This window comes from Kribbella sandramycini (assembly GCF_013131805.1).
GTDB lineage: Bacteria > Actinomycetota > Actinomycetes > Propionibacteriales > Kribbellaceae > Kribbella > Kribbella sandramycini.
Window position 1 is genome coordinate 448,692 of record NZ_JABJRC010000004.1, and the last position, 24,126, is coordinate 472,817.

Consider the following 24,126-nt stretch of genomic DNA (forward strand, 5'->3'; position numbering starts at 1 on the left):
ACTCTAGGTCGTCAGACGATGTGCCAGCGCGTCAGGAAGGCGCCGATGGACAGCACCAGGTAGGTGAGCACGAAGAGCGCGCCGATACCGGGGCGCGGGGTGGCACGGCGGCGCGGGCGGCCGGCGGCCTGCTGACGGAGCGCCTCCATGACGGCGGCGACCTCGGCCACGCGATCGCTGGGGATGCCGTTGATCTCGTTCTCGTCCTTGCCGCGGGTGAGGACGACGTTGTCGTCGCCGACCTCGATCTTGTCGACGTCCTGCCAGGGCAGGCTGCGGATCAGCATGCTCGTCCGCGCCTTCAGCCCGGACGGCGTCAGCATCACCCGGTACAGCACGACCCCGCCGGCGATCCGGACGACGGAAGCGCCGATCACCACCAGCAACGCGACCGCGAGCATGTCGCGGGCGCCCATCCAGAGCCAGGAGTTCAGCAGCGGGACCGCGACGAACGGGGTCACGAACAGCGCCCAGGCCCACCACGGCGCCCGATCCAGCGGCACTCGCCAAGGCAGCTCCGGCAGCTGGGTAGCGGGCAGCGGCGCGGCGGCGAGCTGCTCGGTGCTCTGCTGCTCCGAACGATTACCCATGGAGATGAATCATCCTTTTGACCGCTGCGATGTCCAGCCCCAGCTGGAACCCTGGCAGGTACCTGCGGCGCCAGGATAACGCCACCGGAAGCCGAGGTGTTATTCGGCGGCCAGATCGCGCGAACGATTGCGCGCCGCCTCGATCGCGGACAGGAACGCGGCCCGGACCTTGTGGTCCTCCAGCTCGCGGACGGCGGCGGCCGTCGTCCCGCCCGGAGACGTCACGCGCTCGCGCAGTACGGTCGGGTGCTCGCCGGTCTCGCGGAGCAGCTTCGCCGAGCCGACGACGGTCTGGACGACGAGGTCGGTCGCCGTGCCCCGCGGCAGACCCATGTGGACGCCGGCCTCGATCATCGCCTCGACGACGAAGAACAGGTACGCCGGGCCCGAGCCGGAGATGGCCGTCACCGCATCCTGCTGCTTCTCCGGCACCCGGAGCACCCGGCCGGTCGCCGCGAGCAGCCCCTCGGCCAGCTCCAGATGGCGCTCGTCGCAGTGCGCGCCGCGGGAGATCGCCGCCATCCCCTCGTCCACCAGCGCAGGCGTGTTCGGCATCACCCGGACGACCGCCACCCCGTCCGGCAGCCGCGACTCGATGAACTTCGTCGAGATCCCCGCGGCCAGCGAAACGACCGTCTGCTCCGCCCGCACCACCGGCGCGATCTCGCCGAGCAGATCAGGCATGTCCTGCGGCTTCACCACCAGCACCAGCGTGTCCGCCTTCGACGCCGCGTCCACATTCGACACGACATCCACGCCGTACCGCTCGCGCAGCTCCGCAGCCCGCTCCTCACGACGCTCGGTGATCAGCAACTCCTCCGGTCGCCGCCCGGCCCGAATCAGCCCCGACAACAACGTCTCGCCCATCACACCCGCACCGAGAATCGCCACCTGTGCACTCATGCCCACAGATTACTGACGACTGCTCCGGCCCCGCCGCAGTTGTCCACCGACCAACACATAGGATGTCCTACCTCCAGCCGCCCACCGAAGGACCGCCCATGCGCATCCGCCGCACCCTCGCCACTGCCGCCGCCACGCTGCTCCTGCTCGCCGGAAGCTTCGGCACGGCGTACGCCGCCGACCAGGACGCCGACGATCTCGACACCGGCACACCGACCAGCCCGACGATCGCCACCACCGCGCCGGTCACCCCCAAGCTTCAGGCCGAGCAGCCCAACTTCCAGACCTGCCGACTGTTCGGCACCTACTGGGGTGAGACCTGCTTCCAGTGGGTCGGCGACCTCCAGTGGGTACGAGACCTGCAGGAGAACGGCTGGGCGACGGTCTTCCACGTGCAGACCAACTACGACAAGAACCGGTACTGCCAGGCGCTGCCGAAGGCGCAGGGCTGGGCCTACTGCAACTTCGACCACAAGGAAGGCAAGTGCGTCCGGTTCCGCTCGTACGAGCTGAAGGCCGGCGAGATGCGCAACCACACCGTCTGGAGCCCCTGGTACGGCACCGAGTACGGCTCGCCGTGCTGACTACTTCTTGCTGATCAGGGAGCGGGCGAAGAACTGGAGGTTGGCGGGGCGCTCGGCGAGGCGGCGGACGAGGTAGCCGTACCAGTCCTCGCCGTAGGGGATGTAGATCCGCATGGTGTGACCGAGGGCGGAGAGGCGGAGCTGCTCCTCGGGGCGGATGCCGTAGAGCATTTGGTACTCGAAGGAGCCCGGCCGGCGGTTGGCGCGGTCGGCCAGGGAGCCGGCGATCGCGATCAGCCGCGGGTCGTGCGAGGCGATCATCGGGTAGCCGGTGCCGTTCATCAGGATCTTGAGCGCCCGGACGTACGCCTTGTCGACCTGGCGCTTCTCCTGGAAGGCGACCGACTCGGGCTCCTTGTAGGCGCCCTTGCAGAGGCGGACGCGGGAGCCGGCGTGCGCCAGGTCGCGGCAGTCGCCCTCGGTCCGGCGCAGGTAGGCCTGCAGGACGGCGCCCGTCTCCGGGAAGTCCTGGCGCAGCTCGCGCAGGATGCCCAGCGTGGAGTCGGTGGTGGTGTGGTCCTCCATGTCGAGGGTGACCGTGGTGCCGGCGTTCCGGGCGGCGTGGCAGATCGTCCGCGCGTTCTCCAGCGCGATCTTCTCGCCGTCGCCGGGCAGCGCCTGGCCGACCGCGGACAGCTTCACCGAGACCTCGGCGTTCTTGGTCAGCCCGGCCTCGGAGAGCTTGCGCAGCAGCTCCAGGTACGCGTCGGCGGTGGCCGTCGCGGCGGGCAGGTCGGTGACATCCTCACCGAGGTGGTCGAGGGTGACGTTCAGGCCCTGGCTGACCAGCTTCTCGGTGGCCAGCACGGCCTCCGGAGCGGTCTCGCCGGCCACGAACCGGGCCACGATGCCACTGGACACCGGCATGGCCGAGACGGCCTTCTTGATCTGGGGGCTGCGGGACATGCCCAGCAGGACTCGCCGAAGCACTTACGTTTCCTCCTCCGAATGCCACCCGGCCCCGTGATTGCCAGTGGTGTCAGCAGGTTACGCGGCTGAACCAGAGGCACCCTAATCGTGTGGCCGGAACCACACCAGCAGGCGTACTGGTCCGATCACGGACAGTGCTCGATCCCCTCGTCGGAGAGGATGGGCCCATGCCCATCTTCAAGCGTCGCAAGTCGGCAGCGGTGGAGGCCGACCCGATCGGCGCGTTCTGGACCTGGTGGACCGAGACCGGCGCCGCCGAGCTCGCCGACGCCGTCACCGACGGCTGGCCGGCCGGGCTGACCGCGACGTTCGGCGACCGGATCAGCCGGATCCACCCGGAGCTGGACTGGGAGTTCGGCCCGGGTTTGCACGCCCAGCACGCGCTGATCGTCACCGCCGCCGGGAACCCGGCCCGCCGCGCCGTCGCCCGGCGCTGGCTGCGGACGGCGCCGGAGTCCGACCAGGTCTGGGAGTACGCCGACCTGCGCCGACCGCGCCCGACCAAGACGATCCGCTTCGAAGGGCTGCCCGAAGTACCGATCGAGAAGTCGGTTGTGGTCGCCGAGCCGGATGCGTCGTCCATCCACGTCGGCGTCTACCACCCGGCCTTCCCGGAGCTGCCGCCCGCGGCCCGGCAGCGGGTCACGTTCCTGATCCTCGACCTGGCGCTCGGCGAGGAGCTGGTGGAGACCTGGATCGGCGCGATCGAGACCCTGGAGAGCGAGCCGCCGGAGGCGGAGCCGATCAGCACGCTGCTCCCCGCCGTCGCCGAGTTCGCCGCCGCGCACACACTCGAGGACGGCAGCCCCGCCTGGAAGATGCTCGAAGGCACCCGGGGCGGCGAGCGGCTGATCGCGACCGCGGAGTACCCGCTGCGCTCGATCCGCCGTCCACACCTGGACACCCACGTCGAGATCGCCGTCGGCTACCCCGTCGTCCGCGACGACGGCCTGCCCGAGGCCGAGATGCTCGACGAGCTGCGCGCCTTCGAGGACCACCTCACCGACCGGCTCGGCGGCTCCGGCAACCTGCTCGCCCACGAGACCTCCGCCGGCACCCGCCTGCTGCACTACTACATCGACGGCGCCACCCCGGCCGCCGCTCAGCTGCGGGCCGCTACGCCGGGCTGGACGCACGGCAAGGTCGCGGTCACCGTCAGCCCCGATCCCGCGTGGGAGAACGTCGCGCATCTTTCCGGCTGATGCACATGCAACCTCGCCGGCCGCCCTTTCCGTCTTGAGGCGGACAAGGAACAAGGAGGCACGGATGAGCGAGCGGGACCAAGCGTTCGTCGAGTTCGTGGAGACGGCCAACCCGTCGCTGCGAAGAACGGCGTACCTGATCAGCGGCGACCGGCACAAGGCCGACGACATCGTCCAGGACGCGCTCTACAAGCTGTACCTGTCCTGGCCACGGATCCAGCGGGTCGGGAACCCGTTCGCCTACGCCCGCCGGATGGTCGTCAACGCGGCGTACGACGGCGGCCGGCGGCCCTGGCGGCGCGAGGTGGCGATCGCCGAACTGCCCGACCGGCCCGGCAGCGCCGACTTCGCCGCCGGGCACGCGGCCCGGGACGAAGTCCTCGAAGCCCTGCGCACCCTCGGCGCGCGGCAACGCGCCTGCGTCGTCCTGCGCTACTACGAAGACCTGTCCGTCGAGCAGACCGCCGAGATCCTCGGCTGCTCCCAGGGCACCGTCAAGAGCCAGGCCGCCCGCGGCCTCGAAACTCTCCGCAAAGCCATGAACCTGCGACCGAGCCCGGCGCGATGAAGGAGGACCCGATGTACAACGACCCCGAAGTCAGCGCCGAACTCCACCGCGTGGCCGACGCCGAACCCCTCCCCCCCTTCGACACCACCGCCCTCCTCACCCGAGCCCACCGCGGCCGCCGCCGCCGCAAACTCGCCGGCGCCGGCGGCCTCCTGGCCACCGTCGCAGCCGTAGCCCTCGCCGCCACCGTCATCCCCGGCATCAGCTCCGCCAACCAGAACCCCGGCCCCGCCGGCACGTCGACTCCCGACTTCACCCCCGTCCCCGGCCTCGAACGCGGCGAAGCAGCCCTCTTCCAGAACCTGTCCAAATCCGAAGTCAGCCGCCTGTGCGCCTTGCGGTATCCCGGACAGACCAAGCCCCTCGAAAAGCCGACGGACGCCCGGACCGGTGCCCGGCTGCGCTTCCAGGCCAAGGTCGGAGAGGCGTCTCCTCATCGAGCGTGCTCGGTTCCGGGTGGCGATCGGCCGTCGGCCAAGTTGATCGCCGAAGCCAAGGCCGACCCGATGCCGGCCTCGGACGCCGGCCTGCTGCGCAACTGCGCGGTCGAAACCTGGGTCGACGTCACCGGCTGGCGGGTCGTCGCCTCCGAGATCTCGAAGGCGCAGAAGAAGGTCACGGTGGTCGCCACGTCGCCGTCCGGCAAGTCGGCGGTCGCCTGCGAACTGGAGCTCCCGCCCAGGACGAACCCGCTCGGCGACAGTGAGGGCCGGTTCCTGCGGCTGGCCAGCCTGGTCAAGGACGACGCCCCGATCCTCGTCCCGCCGAAAGGCTCCAAGTGGGCCGAGCTGTACATCTCCTCCAGCGGCGGCGGCTGCAAGAAGAACACCGACACCGATTGCAAGAAGCAGTACTCGGGCTGGGGCCGCACCGTCGCGGATGCCGCCAAGGTCCGGATCTCCTCGAGCGGCAAAACCTACGAGAAACCCGTGACCGACGGCTGGTGGGCCATCACCTGGCAGGTCGCCGGCTCACAGAAACTCGACTTCAAGATCGAGGCACTCGACAAGTCCGGCCGAAAACTCAAAACCATCTCCGCCCAGTAACCCTTGAGACCCCGGCGCTCAGCGCGCCGGGGTCTCAGGGTGTGCGGCGTTCGAGGGTGGTGGCGCCGAGGGTCAGGGCGGTGGTGGTGAAGGTGAGGACGAGGAGGGTTTGGGGGAGGGGGTTGTTGCCTTGGGCTACTTTTTGGACGGCGTCGACGGCGTAGGAGAGGGGGAGGGCGTCGGAGAGGGTGTGCAGGAGGGTGGGGAGGTGGTCTCGGGGGACGAGGAGGCCGCAGAGGAGGAGTTGCGGGATCATGACGGCGGGCATCAGCTGGACGGCCTGGAATTCGGTGGCGGCGAAGGCGCTGGCGAAGAGGCCGAGGGCGGTGCCGAGGATGCCGTCGAGGACGGCGACGGCGGCCAGTTGCCAGGCGGGGCCCTGGATGTCGAGATCCAAGGCGTACAAGGCGATCGAGACCACGAATGCGGCTTGGACGACGGCGATGGCGGCGAAGGCGAGGGCGTAGCCGAGGAGGAAGTCGAGTTTGCCCATGGGGAGGGTGAAGAGGCGGGCGAGGGTGCCGGTGGAGCGTTCGCGGAGGGTGGCCACCGAGGTGACGATGAACATGATGATCGCGGGGAAGACGGCGAGGAGTGGGCCGCCGACGCGATCGAAGGTGGTGGGGCTGTCCTGGAACATCCACCACATCAGCGTGACCAGGAGGGCAGGGAGGACGACGAGCATCGCGACGGTGCGGTGGTCGCGGCGGAGCTGGGCCAGGACGCGGGTGGCGATGGCGAGGGTGACGCGGGGTGTCATCGGGACGCCGCCTTCCGGTCGATGAGGGTGAGGAAGGCTTGCTCGATGTCGTCGGTGCCGACGGCTTCGAGGAGGGCTTGCGGGGTGTCGTCGGCGAGGAGCTCGCCGTCGCGCATCAGCAGCAGGCGGTCACAGCGGACCGCCTCGTCCATCACGTGACTGGAGACGAGCAGCGTCGCGCCGCCGTCCGCCAGGCGGTGGAACAGCTCCCACAGGTCGCGCCGCAGGACCGGGTCGAGCCCGACGGTCGGCTCGTCCAGCACCAACAGTTCCGGCTCACCGAGCAGCGCCGCGGCGAGTGACGCGCGCGATCGCTGGCCGCCTGACAGCCGGTCGACGCGGACGTCGGCGTGCGTCCCCAGATCGACCGCGTCGATCACCCGGGCGACGTCGTCCGATCGGACGCCGAGCACCGACGCGAAGAACCGCAGGTTCTCCGAAACGCTCAGATCGCCGTACACACTGGGCTCCTGGGTCACGTACCCGATCCGCCCGCGCAGCTCGGCCGCCCCGGCCGGCGACCCGAGCACCGCGACCTCCCCGGTCACCTTCGCCTGCAACCCCACGATCGCCCGGATCAGCGTCGTCTTCCCACACCCCGACGGCCCGAGCAACCCGGTCACCGACCCGGCCCGCAGCTCGAACCCCACCCCGTGCAGCACCTCCCGCCCGCCGCGCACCACCACCACATCCCGGCACCGCACCGCATTTTTCACCATATGATGAATTTAGCCACCACAAGAGCCCGCCGGCAACAGCTCAGACCAGCGCCTGCCCGGTCGCCGCCACCAGCCCGGCCAGCGCCGGATCGCCGTACGCCGCCCGCAGCTGCGCGAACCGCTCGACCTTGCCGGCCCCGAACCGACCGACAATCACCTCGTAGCTGTCCCCGCTGACGAAGACCGGCGGTGTCCGCTTGCTGTGGAACTTGTCGGCGTACATCACCAGCTCCTCCTCGCGACTCCGCGGCAGGTAGTCCGCGACCGGGATCGGGAGCTGTTGCCGGCGGACGTCGTCCGCCGTGATCCCGACACCCGTGTGACAGGAGGCGAACCGGCAGAGCTGCTCCGGAAACCCCAGCCCGGCAAGGGTTTCGTGACCGAGTACGCCGTGCCGGACGTACGCCTGCCCGTCGACGCGATAGACCCCGATGTCGTGCAGCAGCGCGCCCGCGCGGACGAGGCCGGTGTCGATGTCCAGCCCGGCGAAGAACTGCTCGGCGATCGCGCAGACCAGCTGACAGTGCCGGTAGACGGACTCGAAGGCGGAGCGGGTCGGGGCGGCGTCGCGGTGGATCGACAGGATCTCGGCGTCGGTCGGGATCATCCGGTCAGGTGATGCTGGAGGACGGGGGCGAGGCGGTCGATGATCGTCGGTAGATCGGCCGAGGCGACGGGCTCCAGGCCGACCAGGTAGCGGGCGATGGCGAGGCCGATCAGCTGGGTGGCGACCATGCTGGTGCGGAGGTGGGCGTCGGGGACGCCGAGGGAGCGGGAGACCGGCTCAATGATGAGTGAGGTGATGCCTTCGCGCATCATCCGGGCGACCTCGTCGTTGCCGACGACGCTGCGGAAGATCGCCTTCATCCGTTGCCGACCGTCGTCGGTCGACTCCCAGACGCCGAGGAAGACCGTCGCGATCCGCCGGCCGAGCTCGTCCGGCGGGCCGTCGAGGATGGCGGCCGCGATGGCGCGCGGGTCGACGGGGAGCGCCATCGCCTCGATGAACAGCTCGTCCTTGCTGTCGAAATAGTGGTGCACCAGGGCCGCGTCGACCCCCGCCGCACGCGCCACCGCGCGGATCGAGGTGGCGGTGAATCCGTTGTCCGCAAAGGTTTTCCGGGCCGCGCCGAGGATCTCGCCCCGGGTGTCCGGGCCACCCGGGCGGCGACCGGCCTTCGTCGTACGCGGTGCGGCCGGCGTACGACGCGGGCTCATGACGTGAGCTCCGAGATCTCCCCCTCCGGCGTGACCGCGAACGACGACCGGCGGTTACCGCGGACGAAGTGCTGACGGGTGAACTCGAGCGACTCGACCAGGTCGATCTCGCGCTCGGCGCGGCTGGTCGAGCGCCGGGTGTTGATCTCGATCACGATGTGACCGCGGAAATCCTGGTTCGCCAGGGTGTTCAGCAGGTCGGCGGCGCGCTGCGTGCCGCGGCCGGGGACGAGGTGCTCGTCCTTGGCCGAGCCGGTGCCGTCGGTGAGATGGATGTGCTTGAGCGTTTTGCCCATGGTGGCGGCCAGCTCGACGCAGTCCTGCTCGGCGGTCGACGAGTGCGACAGGTCGAGCGTGGTATGCGCGTAGGTCTGCTCGGTCGGGTCCCAGCTCGGGGCATACGCCTGCAGGCCCTTACCCGGCGCCCGCCACGGGTACATGTTCTCGACGGCGAAGATCACGCCGGTCTCTTCTTCGAGGCGGGCGATCCCCTCGACGAAGCCGCGGGCGTAGTCGCGCTGCCAGCGGAACGGCGGGTGCACGACGACGACGTCCGCGCCCAGGTCCTTGGCGGCCTCGGCGGAGCGCTCGAGCTTGCCCCACGGGTCCGTCCCCCAGACCCGCTGGGTGATCAGCAGGCAGGGCGCGTGGATCGCGAGCACCGGCAGCTGGTGATAGTCGACGAGCCGCTGGACGGCGTCGATCTGGGTGCTCAGCGGGTCGATGCCGACCATCACCTCGACGCCGTCGTACCCGAGCCGGGAGGCAAGCTCGAACGCGCTCGCGGTGGACTCGGGGTAGACCGAGGCGGTGGACAGACCGATCGTGGCGGTCGCGCGGGCCGCCATCAGCGGGGCTGCAGCCGGTCGAGTTGGGAGAGAATGACGCCCTCCCGCAGGGCCCACGGGCAGACCTCGAGTGCGGGCAGGTCGAACAGGTCCATCACGGCGTCCGCGACGAGCGCGCCCGCGACCAGCTGCGAGGAGCGGCCGGCGGACACTCCGGGCAGCTCGGCACGCTCGGCCGACGACATCTTGATCAGCTTCGGCACCCAGTCGCTCAGGTCGTCGCGGTTCAGCGAGCGCGCGACGTACTGACCCTCGTCGGACGGCGCCGCCCCGCAGATCCGGGCCAGCGACCGGAAGGTCTTGCTGGTCGCGACCGTCCGCTGCGGCTTACCCGCGCGCAGGACGTCGCCGGCCACGGCGGCCATCTCGATCCGGACCCGCTTACGCAGCGCTTTGACCTCGTCCTTGTCCGGCGGGTCCTGGGTGAGACCCTCCCGGGTCAGCCGCCCGGCGCCGAGCGGAACCGAGACCGCGACCGTCGGCTCCTCGTCGGAGCCGGCCGCGATCTCCAGCGAGCCGCCGCCGATGTCGAACACCGCGAGCCGCCCGGACGACCAGCCGAACCACCGCCGGACGGCGAGGAACGTCAGCCGCGACTCGTCGACACCGCTCAGCGTCCGCAGGTCGACCTCGGTCTCCTTGCGGACCCGCTCCAGCACCTTCTCGCCGTTCGGCGCCTCGCGCAGCGCGGACGTCGCGAACGCGAGCACCGACTCGCAGCCCTTGTCCTCGGCCAGCTCGGCCGCTTCCTTGATGAACGCGACCAGCTCGTCGGCGCCGGAGTCGGCGATCCGGCCGTCCTTGTCCAGGTGCTCGGCCAGGCGCAGCTCCGTCTTGTGCGAGTACGCCGGTAACGGCGCGGCACCGCGGTGCGCGTCCACCACCAGCAGGTGGACGGTATTTGATCCCACATCGAGTACGCCGAGCCGCATGACCAACAAGTTACTCGACTACGGGTGGAAGAGTTGTTTCGGAGTTGTCGTTCACAGTTCTCGACGCCGGGCGCGTAGGCTTTCCGGGTGCCCGAGGTTTCTCTTGATTTTCCGCGTGCGTGGGTCGAGTTCACCGACCCCGACGACCCCGACCAGGTGTTCCGCTGCGACCTGACCTGGCTGGCCTCCAACTGGACCTGCATCTTCGGCGGCGGCTGCAACGGGATCTACAAGGGCCGCCCGAACGACGGCTGTTGCACGCTCGGCGCGCATTTCTCCGACGACGAGGACGAGCAGCGCGTCAAGGCGTACGTGAAGGAGCTCGGCAAGGACGACTGGCAGTTCCGCAAGGAGGGCCGGCGCAACGGCTGGGTCGAGACCGATGACGACGGCGACCGCAAGACCCGGGTCTTCGACGGCGCCTGCATCTTCCTGAACCGGCCGGGTTTCAACGGCGGGATGGGCGGCTGCGCGTTGCACGGCCTCGCGCTGGACAAGGGCGTGCACTTCGTCGAGACCAAACCGGATGTCTGCTGGCAGCTGCCGATCCGGCGGACGTTCCGCGAGGTGGAGCGGCCGGACGGGACGACGTACACCGAGGTCGGGATCGGCGAGTACGACCGGCGCGGCTGGGGCCCCGGCGGCCACGATCTGGACTGGTACTGCACCGGGAACACCGAGGCGCATGTCGGGGTCGAGGCGGTCTTCGAGTCGAGCAAGGTCGAGTTGCAGACGCTGATGGGTCACAAGGCCTACGCCATCCTCGCCGACCTGTGCCGCCAGCGGCTGGAGGCGGCGCGCCCGCTGCTGCCGCACCCGGCTTCCCGCTGAGCGACACGCACCGACACCCCGGATCCACGCCAACCCGCGGATTTTGGGGCAAGAATGCTGGCATGCGTCTGGATCATCTGTCGTACGCGGCCGGCCCCGATGGGTGCCTGGCGACGGTCGAGCGGCTGTCCGCGCTGTTGGGGGCAGAGTTCGTGGACGGCGGGGTGCACCCGCGGTTCGGCACGATCAACCACATTCTCGCGCTGGAGAACGACCGGTACATCGAGGTGGTCGATGTCCTCGACCACCCGGCGTCCGACAAGGCGCCGTTCGGGCAGGCCGTCCGCGCTCGCAAGGAGCTCGGCGGCGGCTGGCTGGGCTGGGTGGTCGCGATCCGGGACATGCCGCGGATGGAGCGCCGGCTCGGCCGCGAGGCCGTCCCGGGCAACCGGCACCGGCCCGACGGGCTGAACCTGACCTGGCGGCAGATCGGCGTCAAAGGTCTGATCGCCGACCCGCAGCTGCCGTTCTTCATCCACTGGGACGACCTCGCCGAACACCCGTCCGTCGGCGGCAAGGACCTGCGGCTGACCGCGCTGGAGATCGCCGGCGATCCGGTCCGCGTCACCGACTGGATCGGCCACCCGGCCGACCACCTGCTCGACGACCTGGACGTGAAATGGGTCGGCCCGAACGGCCAGCCCGGCCTGGTCGCGGCCCACTTCGAGACCCCGAACGGCGTCGTCCGGATCTAGGGCGTGTCTCCTGATTCCGCGCCGTGCCGAGTGCAGCGCAGTAGGCGGGGGATCAGGAGACACGCCCTAGTGCGTGTTCTCGAGCTCGGTCAGGGCCGTCTCGAGGTGGGTGAGTAGCCGCTGCAGATGCGGGACGGTACGGCGGCAGCCGACCAGCCCGAAATGCAGCTGATGGTCGTAGCTGGTGACGCTGATGTTCAGCGCCTGACCGTTCATCACGATGCTCGCGGGGTACATGCCGAGCATCCGGGAGCGGTTCCAGTACAGCGGGCTCTGGGCCGGGCCGGGCACGTTCGAGATCACCAGGTTGTACGGCGGCGCCGTGTGCCCCGCAACCCCCGGGACCACCGCTCCCGGGCCGGCCACCGCGAACCCGAGCGCGCCGAGCATCAGGTTCTGGACCGGGCTCAGCTCCGACAAGACTCCCTTGCTGTACGCCGTCGACGCCATGATCCGCCGGATCCGCTGCTCCGCATCCGGCTCGTCCGTCGCCAGATCCGCGATCAGCGTCGACAGCGCGTTACCCCGGCCCGGCGCGTCGTCCTTCCCGCGCAGCGACACCGGAACCATCGCCGTCAGCGCCTTGTCCGGTAAGGCGTTCTGCTCCAGCAGATAGTTGCGCAAGGCCCCTGAACACATCCCCAGCAACACGTCGTTCAAGGTCGCGCCGGTGATCGCCCGCACCTTCTCCAGCCGCTCGATCGGCCACGACTGCGCCGCGAACCGCCGCGCCCCGGTGATCGGCGCGTTGAAGATCGTCCGCGGCGCCTGGAACGCAACCGAAGAATGCTCATGGCCCAGGGTGCGCACCAGCCCTCGCACGCCGACCGGCGTCAACCCGGCAAGATCCCCCAGCACCCGAGCCACCCCACCCACGGTGTTGGCAGCACCCCCGAGCGCCCGCCCCGGGGCCCGGCCAACGGCCGCCAGCAACTCCCCCACCGTCGGCATGCCGCCCACTCCCGGGCGCCACGGCGCTCCCGCGACAGCGTCGGAGGCAGGCTCGGAGCCGCCACTCTCCGCCCACTCGCCACCTCGTGCTCCACCCGCTCCCGCAGGAAGCGCGTAGGTGGCGGGCATGTTTTCGCGGGTGGGGTCGGTGGTCAGCGTGTCCTGCATCCACTTGAGCGCGGTGACGCCGTCGATCATCGAGTGGTGGATCTTGGAGTAGACGGCGAAGCGGCGGCCCTGGACGCCTTCGATGAGGTGGATCTCCCAGAGCGGGCGGTGCCGGTCGAGGAGGGTGCCGTGCAGGCGGCTGGTGAGCTCGAAGAGCTCGCGGTAGCGGCCCGGGCGAGCCAGGCCGGACAACCGCACGTGGTATTCGAGGTCGATGTCGTCGTCGTGCTCCCAGGACCAGTAGCCCAGGTCCAGCGCGCGGTTGCGGACGCGGCGGGCGAAGACCGGGTTCACCGTGGGCGCGTCGAGCACCTCGTGGTAGAGCCGGGAGACGAAGTCCCGGGTGCCTTCGGGGAAGACGTGGTCCCGCCCGGCGCCCTCGGGCAGCTCGAACAGCATCAGCCCGCCGACGTGCATGGGTTGCTCCCGGCTCTCGCCGAGCAGGAACATCGCGTCCAGTGGACCCACTGCGGTCATTGCGCGCCTCCGCTCCCCGTCTATCCCAGCTAACAGTGCTGAGGGGAGAATTGTTATCCCCTCAGCATCTGAAAGCTCAGGAAAGATCAGTCCAACGGACGGTAGTTCACACCGAGGGCCTCGATGCGCGCCAGGTGCGGGCGGAGGCGGCCGAGGAACTCGTCGTACGAGACCTTCGGCGAGCCCCAGGCGCGCTCGGCCAGGGCGCTGACCCGCGGGAGCAGCATGTAGCCGACCTGCTCGGGGTCTTCCATGTACTCCGTCCAGACGTTGCACTGGGCGCCGACGATCAGCGCCGCCTCGGCGTCGCTCAGCCCGGCCGGGATCACCTCGAAGTCGTAGACCTTCTCCAGCGGGATGAACCCACCGATCGCCAGCGGCTCGGTCGCCGGGTCGCCCTGGTAGTAGTCGAAGTACACCGACTCGCACGGCGTCATCACGGTCTGGTGGCCCGCCTTGACCGCGATCTCGCCGCGCTCGGCGCTCCGCCACGCCATGATGACGGCGTCCTTCGGGCAGTCGGTCTCGACCATCTCGTCCCAGCCGACCAGCCGCCGGTCGAACTCGGTGAGCACGGTCGCGACCTGCTCGGTGAACCAGCCCTGCAGCTGGCCGGCGTCGTCCAGCCCGAGGTCGGCCTGGCGCTTCTGCGCCTCCTCCGCGGCCCGCCACTGCACGGTCGGGCACTCGTCGCCGCCGAGGTGCACGTACTGGCTGGGGAAGATCTCCAGCACCTCGCGCAGCACGGTCCGGACGAACTCCACGGTCTCGTCGTTCACGTTCAGCACGTCGTCGCTGATCCCCCAGTACTGGCGGACGGTCAGCTGCTGGTCGGGGTAGTTGCCCAGCTCCGGGTACGCCGCGATCGCGGCCTGCATGTGCCCGGGCAGGTCGATCTCCGGGACGACGGTGATCCCGCGCTCGGCGGCGTACGCGACGATCTCGCGCAGGTCGGCCTTGGTGTAGAAACCGCCGTGCCGGGTGCCGTCGTAGGTGAACTCGGTCTGCCCGTGCGACATCTTGCCGACCATGGTCTCGGTCCGCCACGCGCCGACCTCGGTCAGCCGCGGGTAGGCCTCGATCTCGACCCGCCAGCCCTGGTCGTCGGTCAGGTGGAAGTGCAGCGTGTTCAGCCGGTGCAGGGCGAGGACGTCGATCACCTTGAGCACGAAGTCCTTCGGCATGAAGTGCCGCGCGACGTCGAGCATCACCCCGCGCCAGGCGAACCGCGGCGCATCCGCGATCTGCACGACCGGCACGGCGACCTGACCGTCCGCGGCCGGCTCAGCGGCGTCCAGCAACTGCCGGTACGTCGTCTCGGCGTGCCGCAACGCGTCTTCGGACCCGGCGGCCAGGCGAGCACCCTCGGCCGTCACGTCGATCCGGTACTCGGTCTCGCCGAGGTTCTCCACCACGTCCCGGATCGCTTCGGCGAGCGGATCGGCGCTCACCCAGCTGCCGTCGCCGACAGTCAGCTCACGCGGTGCAGGGACGATCGCGATCTCGGGCATCCGGACTCCAAGGAAGACAGGGGAGGATTTATGCAACCCTATTCTAAAATTCCGGCGGCTGCTTTGTCAGGTAGATGAGAGAGTGACCTGGTGACCGCTTCCCTGCAGCAGACCACCGTCCGCGTCCTGGTGGCCGGAAACGTGCTGGGCGGTGTCGCCATGGCCAGCGGGTTCGCCGTCGCCGGGCTGCTCGCCGAACGCATCTCGGGCTCCACCTCGATGGCCGGTCTGGTAGCCACGTCAACCACACTCGGCGCTGCCGCCCTCGCCGTACCGCTGGCTCGGCTGGCCCGCAGCCACGGCCGCCGGGTGTCCCTGGCTGTCGGCTACGTGATCGGTACGGCGGGCGCCGTCCTCACCATCGTCGCCGCGCAGGTCAGCTCGCTCGCACTGCTCCTGTTGGCCGGTTGCCTGTTCGGCAGCGGCACCGCGGCCAACCTGCAGTCCCGGTACGCCGCCACGGACGCAGCGGACCCGGAGCACGTCGCCCGCGCTCTGTCCTTCGTCGTCTGGGGCACCACGATCGGAGTGGTCGTCGGGCCGAACCTGACCGGTGCCGGCGCCACAGTCGGCGACTCACTCGGCATCGTGCCGCTGGCCGGGCCCTACGTGTTCTCCGTGGTCGCACTGCTCCTCAGCCTGGTCACTGTCTGGCTGGGCCTCCGCCGACTCCCCCGGCCGACTCACACCACCGTCGACCGCCAGCCATTGCGGCAGACCTTCCAACGGGTGATGTCCATCCCGCACGCCCGGCTGGGCCTGCTGTCGATCGCTACCGCGCATGCAGTGATGGTCGGGGTGATGTCGATGACGTCCGTCCACCTGCAGCACCACGGCGCCTCGCTGACCATCGTCGGCTTCGTCATCAGCGGCCATGTGGCCGGTATGTACGCGCTGTCCCCAGTGATGGGCTGGCTGTCCGACAAGCTCGGCCGCATCCCCACTGTCGGCATCGGCCTCGCAGTACTCGCGCTGGCGATGACAGTCGCCGCCGTCGCACCAGACAGCGCGCACGGCCTCACTGCGCTCGCCCTGGCCCTGCTGGGTCTCGGATGGTCCGCAGTACTGGTTGCCGGCTCCACCCTGCTCTCCCACTCGGTTCCGGACGACATCCGGACCTCTGTTCAGGGCCTGTCCGATCTGACCATGGGCGCGCTGGCGTCGATCTCCGGGACGGCGGCCGGGCCGATCCTCGCGGCGCTCGGCTTCCACTGGCTCGCCGTCCTCTGCGGCCTGCTGCTCGTCCCGGTCGCCCTGCTCGCAGCCATGACCAAGCAGTCCGTAGGGTCTGCTGCGTGAGCATTGCGGACGGCGGGATCCCCAGCCCGAACATCTGGCACCACCCGCAGGTCTACGAGCTCGAGAACCGCGCGGTCGACCCGAACGGCGTGATCGCCCCGGCCATGCGCGCCATCCGGGACTGGACCGGCGCGAACGTGCTCGACATCGGCTGCGGGACGGGCTTCCACCTGCCGATGTTCGCCGCAACGGCGGGCCGGGTGGTCGGCGTCGAGCCGCACGGGACGCTCGCCGAGGCCGCGCGCCGCCGGACGAAGGACCTGCCGAACGTCGACGTCCGGCAAGGGACCGCGCAACGCCTCCCGGTGCCCGACTCGTCCGTCGATGTGATGCATGCCCGGTGGGCCTACTTCTTCGGGCCGGGCTGTGAGCCCGGGCTGGCCGAGCTCGACCGGGTGATGCGGCGCGGCGGGACGGCGTTCGTGATCGACAACGACGGCAGCCGGTCGACGTTCGGCGGCTGGTTCAGCGCGGCGTACCCGATGATCAAGGCGCCCGAGGTGGAGCGGTTCTGGGCGGCGCACGGCTGGCAGCGGACGCCACTCGACATGGGCTGGCGGTTCGAGACCCGCGCCGATCTGGAGGCCGTCGTCCGGATCGAGTTCACCCCGGCGGATGCCGATCGGTTCCTCGCGGGGCACACCGGCATCGAGGTCGACTACGCGATCAACCTCTGGAGCAGGACCTTCTGAGTTTTGTCCGTGCCGGGTTATAGGTTGATCGGCATGGCGAAGGTGGCGACGGCCAAGGGCAAACCGGCGTACGCGTGCTCGGAGTGCGGGTGGACTTCGGCGCGCTGGATCGGGCGCTGCGGCGAGTGCCAGGCCTGGGGCACGGTGGCCGAGGTCGGGCAGGCCAAGGCCGCCCGGATCACGGCCGGGCCGGTGACATCGCCGGCGATGCCGATCGCGAAGGTGTCGGCGATCGAGGCCGAATCGCGCCCGACCGGGCTCGGCGAGCTCGACCGGGTGCTCGGCGGCGGCGTCGTCCCGGGCGCGGTGATCCTGCTCGCCGGTGAGCCCGGCGTGGGTAAGTCGACGCTGCTGCTGGAGGTCGCGGCGCAGTCCGCGCGCAGCGGCCAGCGCACGCTGTACGTGTCCGGTGAGGAGTCGGCGGCCCAGGTCCGGCTGCGCGCCGGCCGCACGGATGCTCTGGTCGACGAGCTCTATCTGGCCGCCGAGACCGATCTGGGCGCGGTCGTCGGCCAGGTCGACGCGGTCGAGCCGGCCTTCCTGGTGATCGACTCCGTGCAGACGATGGCCCACCCGGAGGTGGATGGCGCTCCCGGCGGCGTGACGCAGGTGCGCGAGGTGACGGGCGCGCTGGTCCGCCTCGCGAAGGAGCGGCATATCGCGGTCGTCCTGGTCGGGCATGTGACCAAGGAGGGCGCGATCGCCGGTCCGCGGATGCTCGAGCACCTGGTCGACGTCGTCCTCGCCTTCGACGGCGACCGGCACTCCGGCTTCCGGATGGTCCGCGCGACCAAGAACCGGTTCGGCCCGTCCGACGAGGTCGGCTGTTTCGACATGGTCGACACCGGCATCGTCGAGGTCACCGACCCGACCGGCCTGTTCGTCTCCGAGCACGCCGAGCCGGTCGCGGGCACGTGTGTGACCGTGATGATGGAGGGCCGCCGGCCGCTGCTCGCCGAGGTCCAGGCGCTGGTCGGCCCGTCGGCGGCGCCGCAGCCCCGGCGGACGACGTCCGGTCTGGAGTCCCAGCGGGTGGCGATGGTGCTCGCCGTCCTCGGCAACCGCGCCGGGCTGAAACTGCACGACCAGGAGGTCTACGTCGCGACCGTGGGCGGGGTGAAGATCACCGAGCCGGTCGCCGACCTGTCGGTCGCGATCGCGGTCGCCTCCTCGGTGATGGATCGACCGATCCACCCCGGGCTGGTCGCGATCGGCGAGGTCGGGCTGGCCGGCGAGGTGCGCCGGGTCGGCGGCCTGGAGAAACGGCTGGCCGAGGCGGCCCGGCTCGGGTTCACCAAGGCGATCATCCCGGCCGACATCCCGAACCGGAGCAAAGACCTGAAGCCGATGGACATCCAGGCCAAGTACGGCCTGCGTACGTTCGCGGCCCCCGATCTGCCGTCCGCGCTACTGGCCGCCGGTCTCGCCTGAGCGGTTTGTGTTCCTGACCACACGCCTACGCCGGGCGCGAGAGGCGGGTGGGGAGCTCCGCGCCGTGCCGAGTGCAGCGCAGTAGGCGCGGGGTTCCCCGCCCGCCTCTTGGACGCGGGATGCCCAGCCGGTGCGGCGGGAACGTACTCTGGGGTAGCCCCCTTCGGGTTCAGCGCCGAACCCCGTGACCCCGCCCCGGCGTACGCCGGATGACCGCAGGAGCACCAGATGACCGGATCCAAAGTTGTCGCGCTCGGCCACTACCAGCCCGAGCGGGTGCTGACCAACGCCGAGCTGGCGACGATGGTCGAGACCAACGACGAGTGGATCCAGAGCCGGGTCGGCATCCGCGAGCGCCGGATCGCCGCGCCGGACGAGCAGGTCGACGAGATGGCCTGGCGGGCCGCCGACAAGGCGATCGCGAACGCCGGCCTGGACAAGACCGAGATCGACTACGTGATCGTCGCCACCTGCACCGCGCTGGACCGGTCGCCGAACATCGCCGCCCGGGTCGCGGCCCGGCTCGGCCTGGGCAGCCCGGCCGCGATCGACGTGAACACCGCCTGCTCCGGTTTCGCGCACGCGCTGGCCACCGCCGACCACGCGATCCGCGCGGGCGCGGCGTCCAAGGCGCTGGTGATCGGCGTCGAGAAGCTCAGCGACTTCACCGACTGGACCGACCGGACGACCTGCGTCCTGATCGGCGACGGCGCCGGCGCGGCGATCGTGGTCGCCAGCGACGAGCCGCAGATCGGCCCGGTCGTCTGGGGCTCGGTGCCGGAGATGTCGGACGCCGTCCGGATCGAGTCCCCGGCGAACAAGTTCGCCCAGGAGGGGCAGAGCGTCTTCCGCTGGACCACCACCCAGCTCCCGGTGATCGCCCGGCAGGTCTGCGAGAAGGGCGGCGTCACCCCCGAGGAGCTCGGCGGCGTCGTCCTGCACCAGGCCAACCTGCGGATCATCGAGCCGCTGGCCAAGCGGCTCGGCGCGGTGAACGCGGTGATCGCCAAGGACGTCGTCGAGTCCGGGAACACCTCGGCCGCGAGTATCCCGATCGCCTGGTCGAAACTGGTCGAGAAGCGCGAGATCCCGTCCGGCGCGCCGGTGCTGTTGTTCGGTTTCGGCGGCGGTCTGTCGTACGCCGGGCAGGTCGTCCGCACCCCCTGACACCGCAGCGGACGGCGTTCTTTCGGGGTCCCCGGAGTCCGTTCACGCGGGAATCCGGAACTGCACGGTCCGGATGCACGAGCGCGTGCACGCGCAGCTGCAAGGTCCGATCGGCCGCGGGCTACCGGGGAGGGGTACCGGGCGGACTTCGCGCCCACGAGTCGCGGACAACCGCATAGACTCAGCTTCCGTGGCCCCGAACGACAAGAACAGCACCGACGCCCGGATGCGCGCGACGCTCGCCGCCGTGGCGCCCGGCACCGAACTGCGCGAAGGCCTGGAACGGATCCTGCGGGGGCGCACCGGCGCTCTGCTGGTCCTGGGCCACGACAAGACCGTCGACTCGATCTCGACCGGCGGTTTCGAGATCGGCATCGAGTTCTCCGCGACCGGACTGCGCGAGCTGAGCAAGATGGACGGCGCGATCGTCCTCGACCGCGACGCCACCCGGCTGATGCGGGCGGCCGTGCACCTGATGCCGGATCCGTCGATCCACACCGACGAGACCGGCACCCGGCACCGGACCGCCGACCGGGTCGCCCGGCAAACCGGATTCCCGGTGATCTCGGTCTCGCAGTCGATGCACATCATCGCGCTGTACGTCGACGACCAGCGCTACGTCCTGGAGGACTCGGGCGCGATCCTGTCCCGGGCGAACCAGGCGCTGGCGACCCTCGAGCGCTACAAACTGCGCCTCGACGAGGTCTCCGGGACGCTGTCCGCACTCGAGATCGAGGATCTGGTCACCGTCCGCGACGTGGCCGCGGTCGCCCAGCGCTTGGAGATGGTCCGCCGGATCGCCACCGAGATCGACGGTTACGTCGTCGAGCTCGGCACCGACGGCCGGCTGCTCACCCTTCAGCTGAACGAGCTGGTCGCCGGCGTCGCCGGTGAGCGCGAGCTCGTCGTCCGCGACTACCTGCCGCCCGCGGCCGGCCGCAAACCCAAGACCGCCGACGACGTCCTCTTCGAGCTGGACGCCGTCAGCCCCACCGACCTGCTCGACATCGCCCAGGTCGCCCGGGCCCTCCAGCTCGGCGGCGCCGAGCAGCTCGACGCCGCCGTCACTCCCCGCGGCTACCGCCTGCTGGCCAAGGTCCCGCGCCTCCCCGGCGCCGTCATCGACCGCCTGATCGAGCACTTCGGCCACCTCCAGAAGTTGCTCGCAGCAAGCATCGACGACCTGCAGACCGTCGAAGGCGTCGGCGAGAACCGCGCCCGCACCGTCCGCGAAGGCCTCTCCCGCCTCGCCGAATCCAGCATCCTCGAACGCTACGTCTGATCCACACCCCGAAGCGGCCCCCACCTCGACCGAGGCTGGGGGCCACTTGCATTTGTATTCGATGTATTCAATGCTCCTGGCATGGCATCCGCGCAAGCAGAAGTGAGGCCGTGGCCGGCGTTGTGGGCGCTGGTCGTGGGGTTCTTCATGATCCTGGTCGACTCGACGATCGTGTCGGTGGCGACGCCGGCGATCCTGGCCGATTTCGGGACCGATGTCGGCAATGTGATCTGGGTGACGAGCGCGTATCTGCTCGCGTATGCGGTGCCGTTGCTGGTGACCGGGCGGTTGGGGGATCGGGTCGGGCCGAAGAAGATGTACCTGACCGGGCTGACGGTGTTCACGCTGGCGTCGTTGTGGTGCGGGCTGACGTCGTCGATCGCGATGCTGATCGTGGCGCGGGTGATCCAGGGGCTCGGCGCGTCGATGGTGACACCGCAGACGATGGCGGTGATCACCCGGGTCTTCCCGCCGGACCAGCGCGGTAAGGCGATGAGCCTGTGGGGCGCGACGGCCGGGGTCGCCATCCTGGTCGGGCCGATCCTCGGCGGGGTGCTGGTCGACGGGCTGGGCTGGCAGTGGATCTTCTTCGTCAACATCCCGGTCGGTCTGATCGGTTTCGTCCTCGCGCTCCGGCTGGTGCCGGATCTGCCGACCCAGCGGCACAAGTTCGACCTGCTCGGGGTCGCGCTGAGCACGATCGGCCTGTTCCTGCTGGTGTTCGGCATCCAGGAGGGCCAGAAGTACGACTGGGGCACGATCCGCGGGCCGATCTCGGTCTGGTCGCTGATCATCGCCGGCGTCGCGGTGCTCGCGCTGTTCGTGTTCTGGCAGGCGCGGAACCGCACGGAGCCATTGTTGCCCTTGGCCCTTTTCCGGGACCGGAACTTCTCGCTCGCGAACATTTCGATCACCACGGTCGGGTTCGCGGTGACCGCGCTGGCGTTCCCGTTGATGCTGTACGCACAGGCGGTGCGTGGATTGAGCCCGACCGAGGCCGCGTTGCTGCTCGCGCCGATGGCGGTCATCTCCGGCGTACTCGCGCCGTTCGTCGGCCGGCTGGTCGACACGACGCCACCGCGGTACATCGCCGGGTTCGGTCTGCTGTGCGAGGTGGGCGCCCTGTTCTGGCTGAGCCGGATCATCTCGCCGGAGCTGCCGATCTGGCAGCTGTTGTTGCCGATGGCATTGATGGGCGTCGCGAACGGGTTCATGTGGGCGCCACTCGGGAGCACCGCGACGCGGAACCTTCCGTTGCATCAGGCCGGTGCGGGCGCGGGCGTCTACAACACGACCCGGCAGGTCGGCGCCGTGCTGGGCAGTGCGGGCATCGCCGTACTGATGGAGTCACGGTTGGCGCACAACCTGCCCGCGATGCCGGGCGGCGCCGGGGCGAGCGAAGGCGCGGCCATCGGCGGTCAGCTACCGCCGGCGCTGCAGCAGGGGTTCAGCGATGCGATGGCGCAGTCGTTGCTGCTGCCGGCCGGCGTCCTGTTGATCGGCCTGGTCGCGGCACTGCTGTTCACCAAGCCGGTACGCCGGGCGGCACAGCCGCAATCAGGAGATCTGGAAGGCCTGCGCGGCTGACTCGCGGCCGGAGAACTCGGCCTTGACGACGTAGGTGCCCGGTTTGGCCACCGGCTGACCAGGAAGGCAGCCGGGGCCGGACCGGAACCCGTTCCAGGCCACGGTACTGACACCCTGCTTGCCCTTGGCAACAACCAGGGTGGCGCGCTGGATCGCCTTACCGCAATGGGCCGACGTCCAGATCTGGTCGGTCCCCGAGGTGACCGTGACGGTGAGCGAGTCGGCGTCGACGGCGGCCTTGCACTCGCCGGAAACCGCGTCGAGTTTGACCAGGAAGTTGAGCGTGGCGCCCGAGGCGATCCGGCGGACGGCGGGCTGGACGTCGACGCGGACGTTCGAGCTGGAGCACTCGACGTCCTTCGGCGGGGGTGTGCTGGACGCCTTCGCCGTCGGTTTCGTCGTGGTCTTCTCGGTCGGCTTCGGCGTCGGTTTGTCACTCGACTTGGCCGACGGCGTCTCGCTCGGCTGCGGGCCGGCCGCCGCGGAGTTCTTCGGGTCGTCACCACCGGGCACCAGCCGGAGGACCAGGAAGAAGAGCAGCGCCAAGACCGCGAGGACCAGTCCGCGACGGAACCAGTACACGCTGGCGGGCAGGTGCCCGACCGGATGGAGCAGGCTGCTCATGCTTGGCATCTTAAGATCGGGGCTGTGCTCCACCAGTCAGGCTCGCCGCTCCATGCCCCCGTTCTGCAGTGGTACGACGCCAATGCGCGCGTGCTGCCCTGGCGCGACCCCGCCGCGAGCCCCTGGGCGGTCATGGTCAGCGAGTTCATGTTGCAGCAGACGCCGGTCGCGCGCGTGCTCCCGGCGTACGAGCGCTGGCTGGAGCGGTGGCCGACGCCGGCTGACCTGGCCGCAGAGCCGCCAGGAGAGGCCGTACGAGCCTGGGACCGGCTCGGCTACCCTCGGCGCGCGCTGCGGCTGCACGCGGCCGCACAGGCGATCGTGGAGCGGCACGGCGGCGAGGTGCCGTCCGATCACGCCGACCTGCTCGCGCTGCCCGGCGTCGGCACGTACACCGCCGCGGCCATCGCCTCGTTCGCCTTCGGCCAGCGGCACGCCGTCGTCGACACCAACGTTCGCCGGGTGCTCGCCCGCGCCCTCACCGGCGTCGCCCAGCCCACCATCTCCCCCACCGCGGCCGACCAGCGCCTGGCCGTCGCGGCTCTCCCCGCCGACGAGCCGACCGCTGCCCGCTGGGCCGTCGCCTCCATGGAGCTCGGCGCCCTGATCTGCACCGCCCGCACCCCGCGCTGCGCCGACTGCCCGATCCGCCGCCAGTGCGCCTGGGTCCTGGCCGGCTCACCGCCGTACGACGGCCCGCCCCGCCGCGGTCAAACCTACGAAGGCACCGACCGCCAAGCCCGCGGCCGCCTCCTAGCCGTCCTCCGCGCCTCCACCACCCCAGTCCCCAAACCCCAGCTCGACGCCACCTGGCCCGACGCCCCGCAACGCGAACGAGCCCTCGACGGCCTGGTAGCCGACGGCCTCGTCGAACCCCTCCCCCACAACCACTACCGCCTCCCCGCCTGACCCCTCCCCCATTTGCTGGGTCAGCCCAGGCCTTTGCTGGGCCGGCCAGGCAAACGAGGGGTGGGCCAGCCGCAGGCGATGGGCCCTCCCCTCAAGCCCCGGGCCAGCTAGGCAAACGAGAGGCGGACCAGCTACCGGCGATCCGCCTCCCCGCCGGCCTGGGCCGGCCAGGCAAACGAGGGGTGGGCCAGCCGCAGGCGAT

Annotated in this window: 25 protein-coding genes; 13 read left to right on the forward strand and 12 right to left on the reverse strand. The window is 70.3% G+C overall.

The features are described from left to right. Positions 1-11: 11 nt before the first annotated feature. On the reverse strand, positions 12-590 hold the full coding sequence (locus HPO96_RS20315; protein WP_184999592.1) for a hypothetical protein: 579 nt from the start codon (positions 588-590) through the stop codon (positions 12-14). A 99-nt stretch (positions 591-689) separates the two neighbouring features. Further along, complete coding sequence (gene proC / locus HPO96_RS20320; RefSeq protein ID WP_171675063.1) at positions 690-1,493, reverse strand: pyrroline-5-carboxylate reductase; 804 nt, start codon at positions 1,491-1,493, stop codon at positions 690-692. Positions 1,494-1,591: 98 nt separating this feature from the next. Between proC and HPO96_RS20325 the strand changes: the two genes are divergently transcribed. Beyond that, positions 1,592-2,077, forward strand: coding sequence for a hypothetical protein (locus HPO96_RS20325; RefSeq protein ID WP_171675064.1), 486 nt, complete (start codon positions 1,592-1,594; stop codon positions 2,075-2,077). On the opposite strand, the gene HPO96_RS20330 is transcribed toward HPO96_RS20325, so the two are convergent. Beyond that, positions 2,078-3,007, reverse strand: coding sequence for a proline dehydrogenase family protein (locus tag HPO96_RS20330; protein WP_171675065.1), 930 nt, complete (start codon positions 3,005-3,007; stop codon positions 2,078-2,080). 167 nt (positions 3,008-3,174) lie between these two features. On the opposite strand from HPO96_RS20330, the gene HPO96_RS20335 reads away from it, so the two are divergent. The 3 genes from HPO96_RS20335 (at position 3,175) to HPO96_RS20345 (ending at position 5,823) form a co-directional block, all read left to right on the forward strand. Then, positions 3,175-4,209, forward strand: coding sequence for a DUF695 domain-containing protein (locus HPO96_RS20335; RefSeq protein WP_171675066.1), 1,035 nt, complete (start codon positions 3,175-3,177; stop codon positions 4,207-4,209). Positions 4,210-4,273: 64 nt separating this feature from the next. Continuing rightward, the gene (locus HPO96_RS20340) at positions 4,274-4,777 is read left to right on the forward strand and encodes a SigE family RNA polymerase sigma factor (protein WP_171675067.1); all 504 of its coding nucleotides are present in this window, start codon (positions 4,274-4,276) and stop codon (positions 4,775-4,777) included. 11 nt (positions 4,778-4,788) lie between these two features. Beyond that, on the forward strand, positions 4,789-5,823 hold the full coding sequence (locus HPO96_RS20345; protein ID WP_171675068.1) for a hypothetical protein: 1,035 nt from the start codon (positions 4,789-4,791) through the stop codon (positions 5,821-5,823). A gap of 34 nt (positions 5,824-5,857) precedes the next feature. Here HPO96_RS20345 and HPO96_RS20350 read toward each other — a convergent pair whose 3' ends face one another. The 6 genes from HPO96_RS20350 to HPO96_RS20375 are packed head-to-tail and all read right to left on the reverse strand — an operon-like array spanning position 5,858 to position 10,300. Further along, positions 5,858-6,583: an ABC transporter permease gene (locus HPO96_RS20350; protein WP_171675069.1), complete on the reverse strand. Its 726-nt coding sequence runs from the start codon at positions 6,581-6,583 to the stop codon at positions 5,858-5,860. Further along, positions 6,580-7,302: an ABC transporter ATP-binding protein gene (locus tag HPO96_RS20355; RefSeq protein ID WP_171675070.1), complete on the reverse strand. Its 723-nt coding sequence runs from the start codon at positions 7,300-7,302 to the stop codon at positions 6,580-6,582. The genes HPO96_RS20350 and HPO96_RS20355 overlap by 4 nt, the downstream gene beginning before the upstream one ends. A gap of 40 nt (positions 7,303-7,342) precedes the next feature. Beyond that, the gene (locus HPO96_RS20360; RefSeq protein WP_171675071.1) at positions 7,343-7,909 is read right to left on the reverse strand and encodes an HDIG domain-containing metalloprotein; all 567 of its coding nucleotides are present in this window, start codon (positions 7,907-7,909) and stop codon (positions 7,343-7,345) included. After that, on the reverse strand, positions 7,906-8,520 hold the full coding sequence (locus HPO96_RS20365; protein ID WP_171675072.1) for a TetR/AcrR family transcriptional regulator: 615 nt from the start codon (positions 8,518-8,520) through the stop codon (positions 7,906-7,908). The genes HPO96_RS20360 and HPO96_RS20365 overlap by 4 nt, the downstream gene beginning before the upstream one ends. Further along, positions 8,517-9,368, reverse strand: coding sequence for a sugar phosphate isomerase/epimerase family protein (locus HPO96_RS20370; RefSeq protein ID WP_171675073.1), 852 nt, complete (start codon positions 9,366-9,368; stop codon positions 8,517-8,519). The genes HPO96_RS20365 and HPO96_RS20370 overlap by 4 nt, the downstream gene beginning before the upstream one ends. Then, positions 9,368-10,300, reverse strand: a complete 933-nt coding sequence (locus HPO96_RS20375; protein ID WP_171675074.1) for a Ppx/GppA family phosphatase — start codon at positions 10,298-10,300, stop codon at positions 9,368-9,370. Before HPO96_RS20375 ends, HPO96_RS20370 begins: the two co-directional genes overlap by 1 nt. A gap of 87 nt (positions 10,301-10,387) precedes the next feature. Between HPO96_RS20375 and HPO96_RS20380 the strand changes: the two genes are divergently transcribed. Together HPO96_RS20380 and HPO96_RS20385 are read left to right on the forward strand one after the other, a co-directional pair. After that, a complete protein-coding gene (locus HPO96_RS20380) occupies positions 10,388-11,131 on the forward strand; it encodes a DUF3109 family protein (RefSeq protein WP_171675075.1) in 744 nt (247 codons plus the stop codon). Positions 11,132-11,193: 62 nt separating this feature from the next. Continuing rightward, a complete protein-coding gene (locus tag HPO96_RS20385; protein ID WP_171675076.1) occupies positions 11,194-11,826 on the forward strand; it encodes a VOC family protein in 633 nt (210 codons plus the stop codon). Between the two features lie 66 nt (positions 11,827-11,892). On the opposite strand, the gene HPO96_RS20390 is transcribed toward HPO96_RS20385, so the two are convergent. Continuing rightward, complete coding sequence (locus tag HPO96_RS20390) at positions 11,893-13,422, reverse strand: WS/DGAT/MGAT family O-acyltransferase (protein ID WP_171675077.1); 1,530 nt, start codon at positions 13,420-13,422, stop codon at positions 11,893-11,895. Between the two features lie 86 nt (positions 13,423-13,508). After that, positions 13,509-14,933, reverse strand: coding sequence for a beta-N-acetylhexosaminidase (locus HPO96_RS20395; protein ID WP_171675078.1), 1,425 nt, complete (start codon positions 14,931-14,933; stop codon positions 13,509-13,511). 90 nt (positions 14,934-15,023) lie between these two features. Between HPO96_RS20395 and HPO96_RS20400 the strand changes: the two genes are divergently transcribed. From HPO96_RS20400 to HPO96_RS20425, 6 genes are all read left to right on the forward strand, one after another. After that, positions 15,024-16,232 (forward strand): MFS transporter, encoded by a 1,209-nt coding sequence (locus HPO96_RS20400; RefSeq protein ID WP_337796727.1) that lies wholly within the window; start codon positions 15,024-15,026, stop codon positions 16,230-16,232. Continuing rightward, the gene (locus HPO96_RS20405; RefSeq protein ID WP_171675079.1) at positions 16,229-16,924 is read left to right on the forward strand and encodes a methyltransferase domain-containing protein; all 696 of its coding nucleotides are present in this window, start codon (positions 16,229-16,231) and stop codon (positions 16,922-16,924) included. The genes HPO96_RS20400 and HPO96_RS20405 overlap by 4 nt, the downstream gene beginning before the upstream one ends. A 42-nt stretch (positions 16,925-16,966) precedes the next feature. Beyond that, positions 16,967-18,355, forward strand: a complete 1,389-nt coding sequence (gene radA, locus HPO96_RS20410; RefSeq protein ID WP_420371472.1) for a DNA repair protein RadA — start codon at positions 16,967-16,969, stop codon at positions 18,353-18,355. Between the two features lie 228 nt (positions 18,356-18,583). Next, positions 18,584-19,522, forward strand: coding sequence for a beta-ketoacyl-ACP synthase III (locus HPO96_RS20415; RefSeq protein ID WP_171675081.1), 939 nt, complete (start codon positions 18,584-18,586; stop codon positions 19,520-19,522). Between the two features lie 190 nt (positions 19,523-19,712). Beyond that, a complete protein-coding gene (gene disA / locus HPO96_RS20420; protein WP_337796728.1) occupies positions 19,713-20,804 on the forward strand; it encodes a DNA integrity scanning diadenylate cyclase DisA in 1,092 nt (363 codons plus the stop codon). An 81-nt stretch (positions 20,805-20,885) separates the two neighbouring features. Beyond that, a complete protein-coding gene (locus HPO96_RS20425; protein ID WP_171675082.1) occupies positions 20,886-22,391 on the forward strand; it encodes a DHA2 family efflux MFS transporter permease subunit in 1,506 nt (501 codons plus the stop codon). Here HPO96_RS20425 and HPO96_RS20430 read toward each other — a convergent pair. Beyond that, on the reverse strand, positions 22,362-23,015 hold the full coding sequence (locus HPO96_RS20430; protein WP_171675083.1) for a hypothetical protein: 654 nt from the start codon (positions 23,013-23,015) through the stop codon (positions 22,362-22,364). The genes HPO96_RS20425 and HPO96_RS20430 overlap by 30 nt on opposite strands. Here HPO96_RS20430 and HPO96_RS20435 point away from each other — a divergent pair. Beyond that, positions 22,998-23,924, forward strand: coding sequence for an A/G-specific adenine glycosylase (locus tag HPO96_RS20435; RefSeq protein ID WP_171675084.1), 927 nt, complete (start codon positions 22,998-23,000; stop codon positions 23,922-23,924). The genes HPO96_RS20430 and HPO96_RS20435 overlap by 18 nt on opposite strands. The last annotated feature ends 202 nt before the right edge of the window (positions 23,925-24,126 follow it).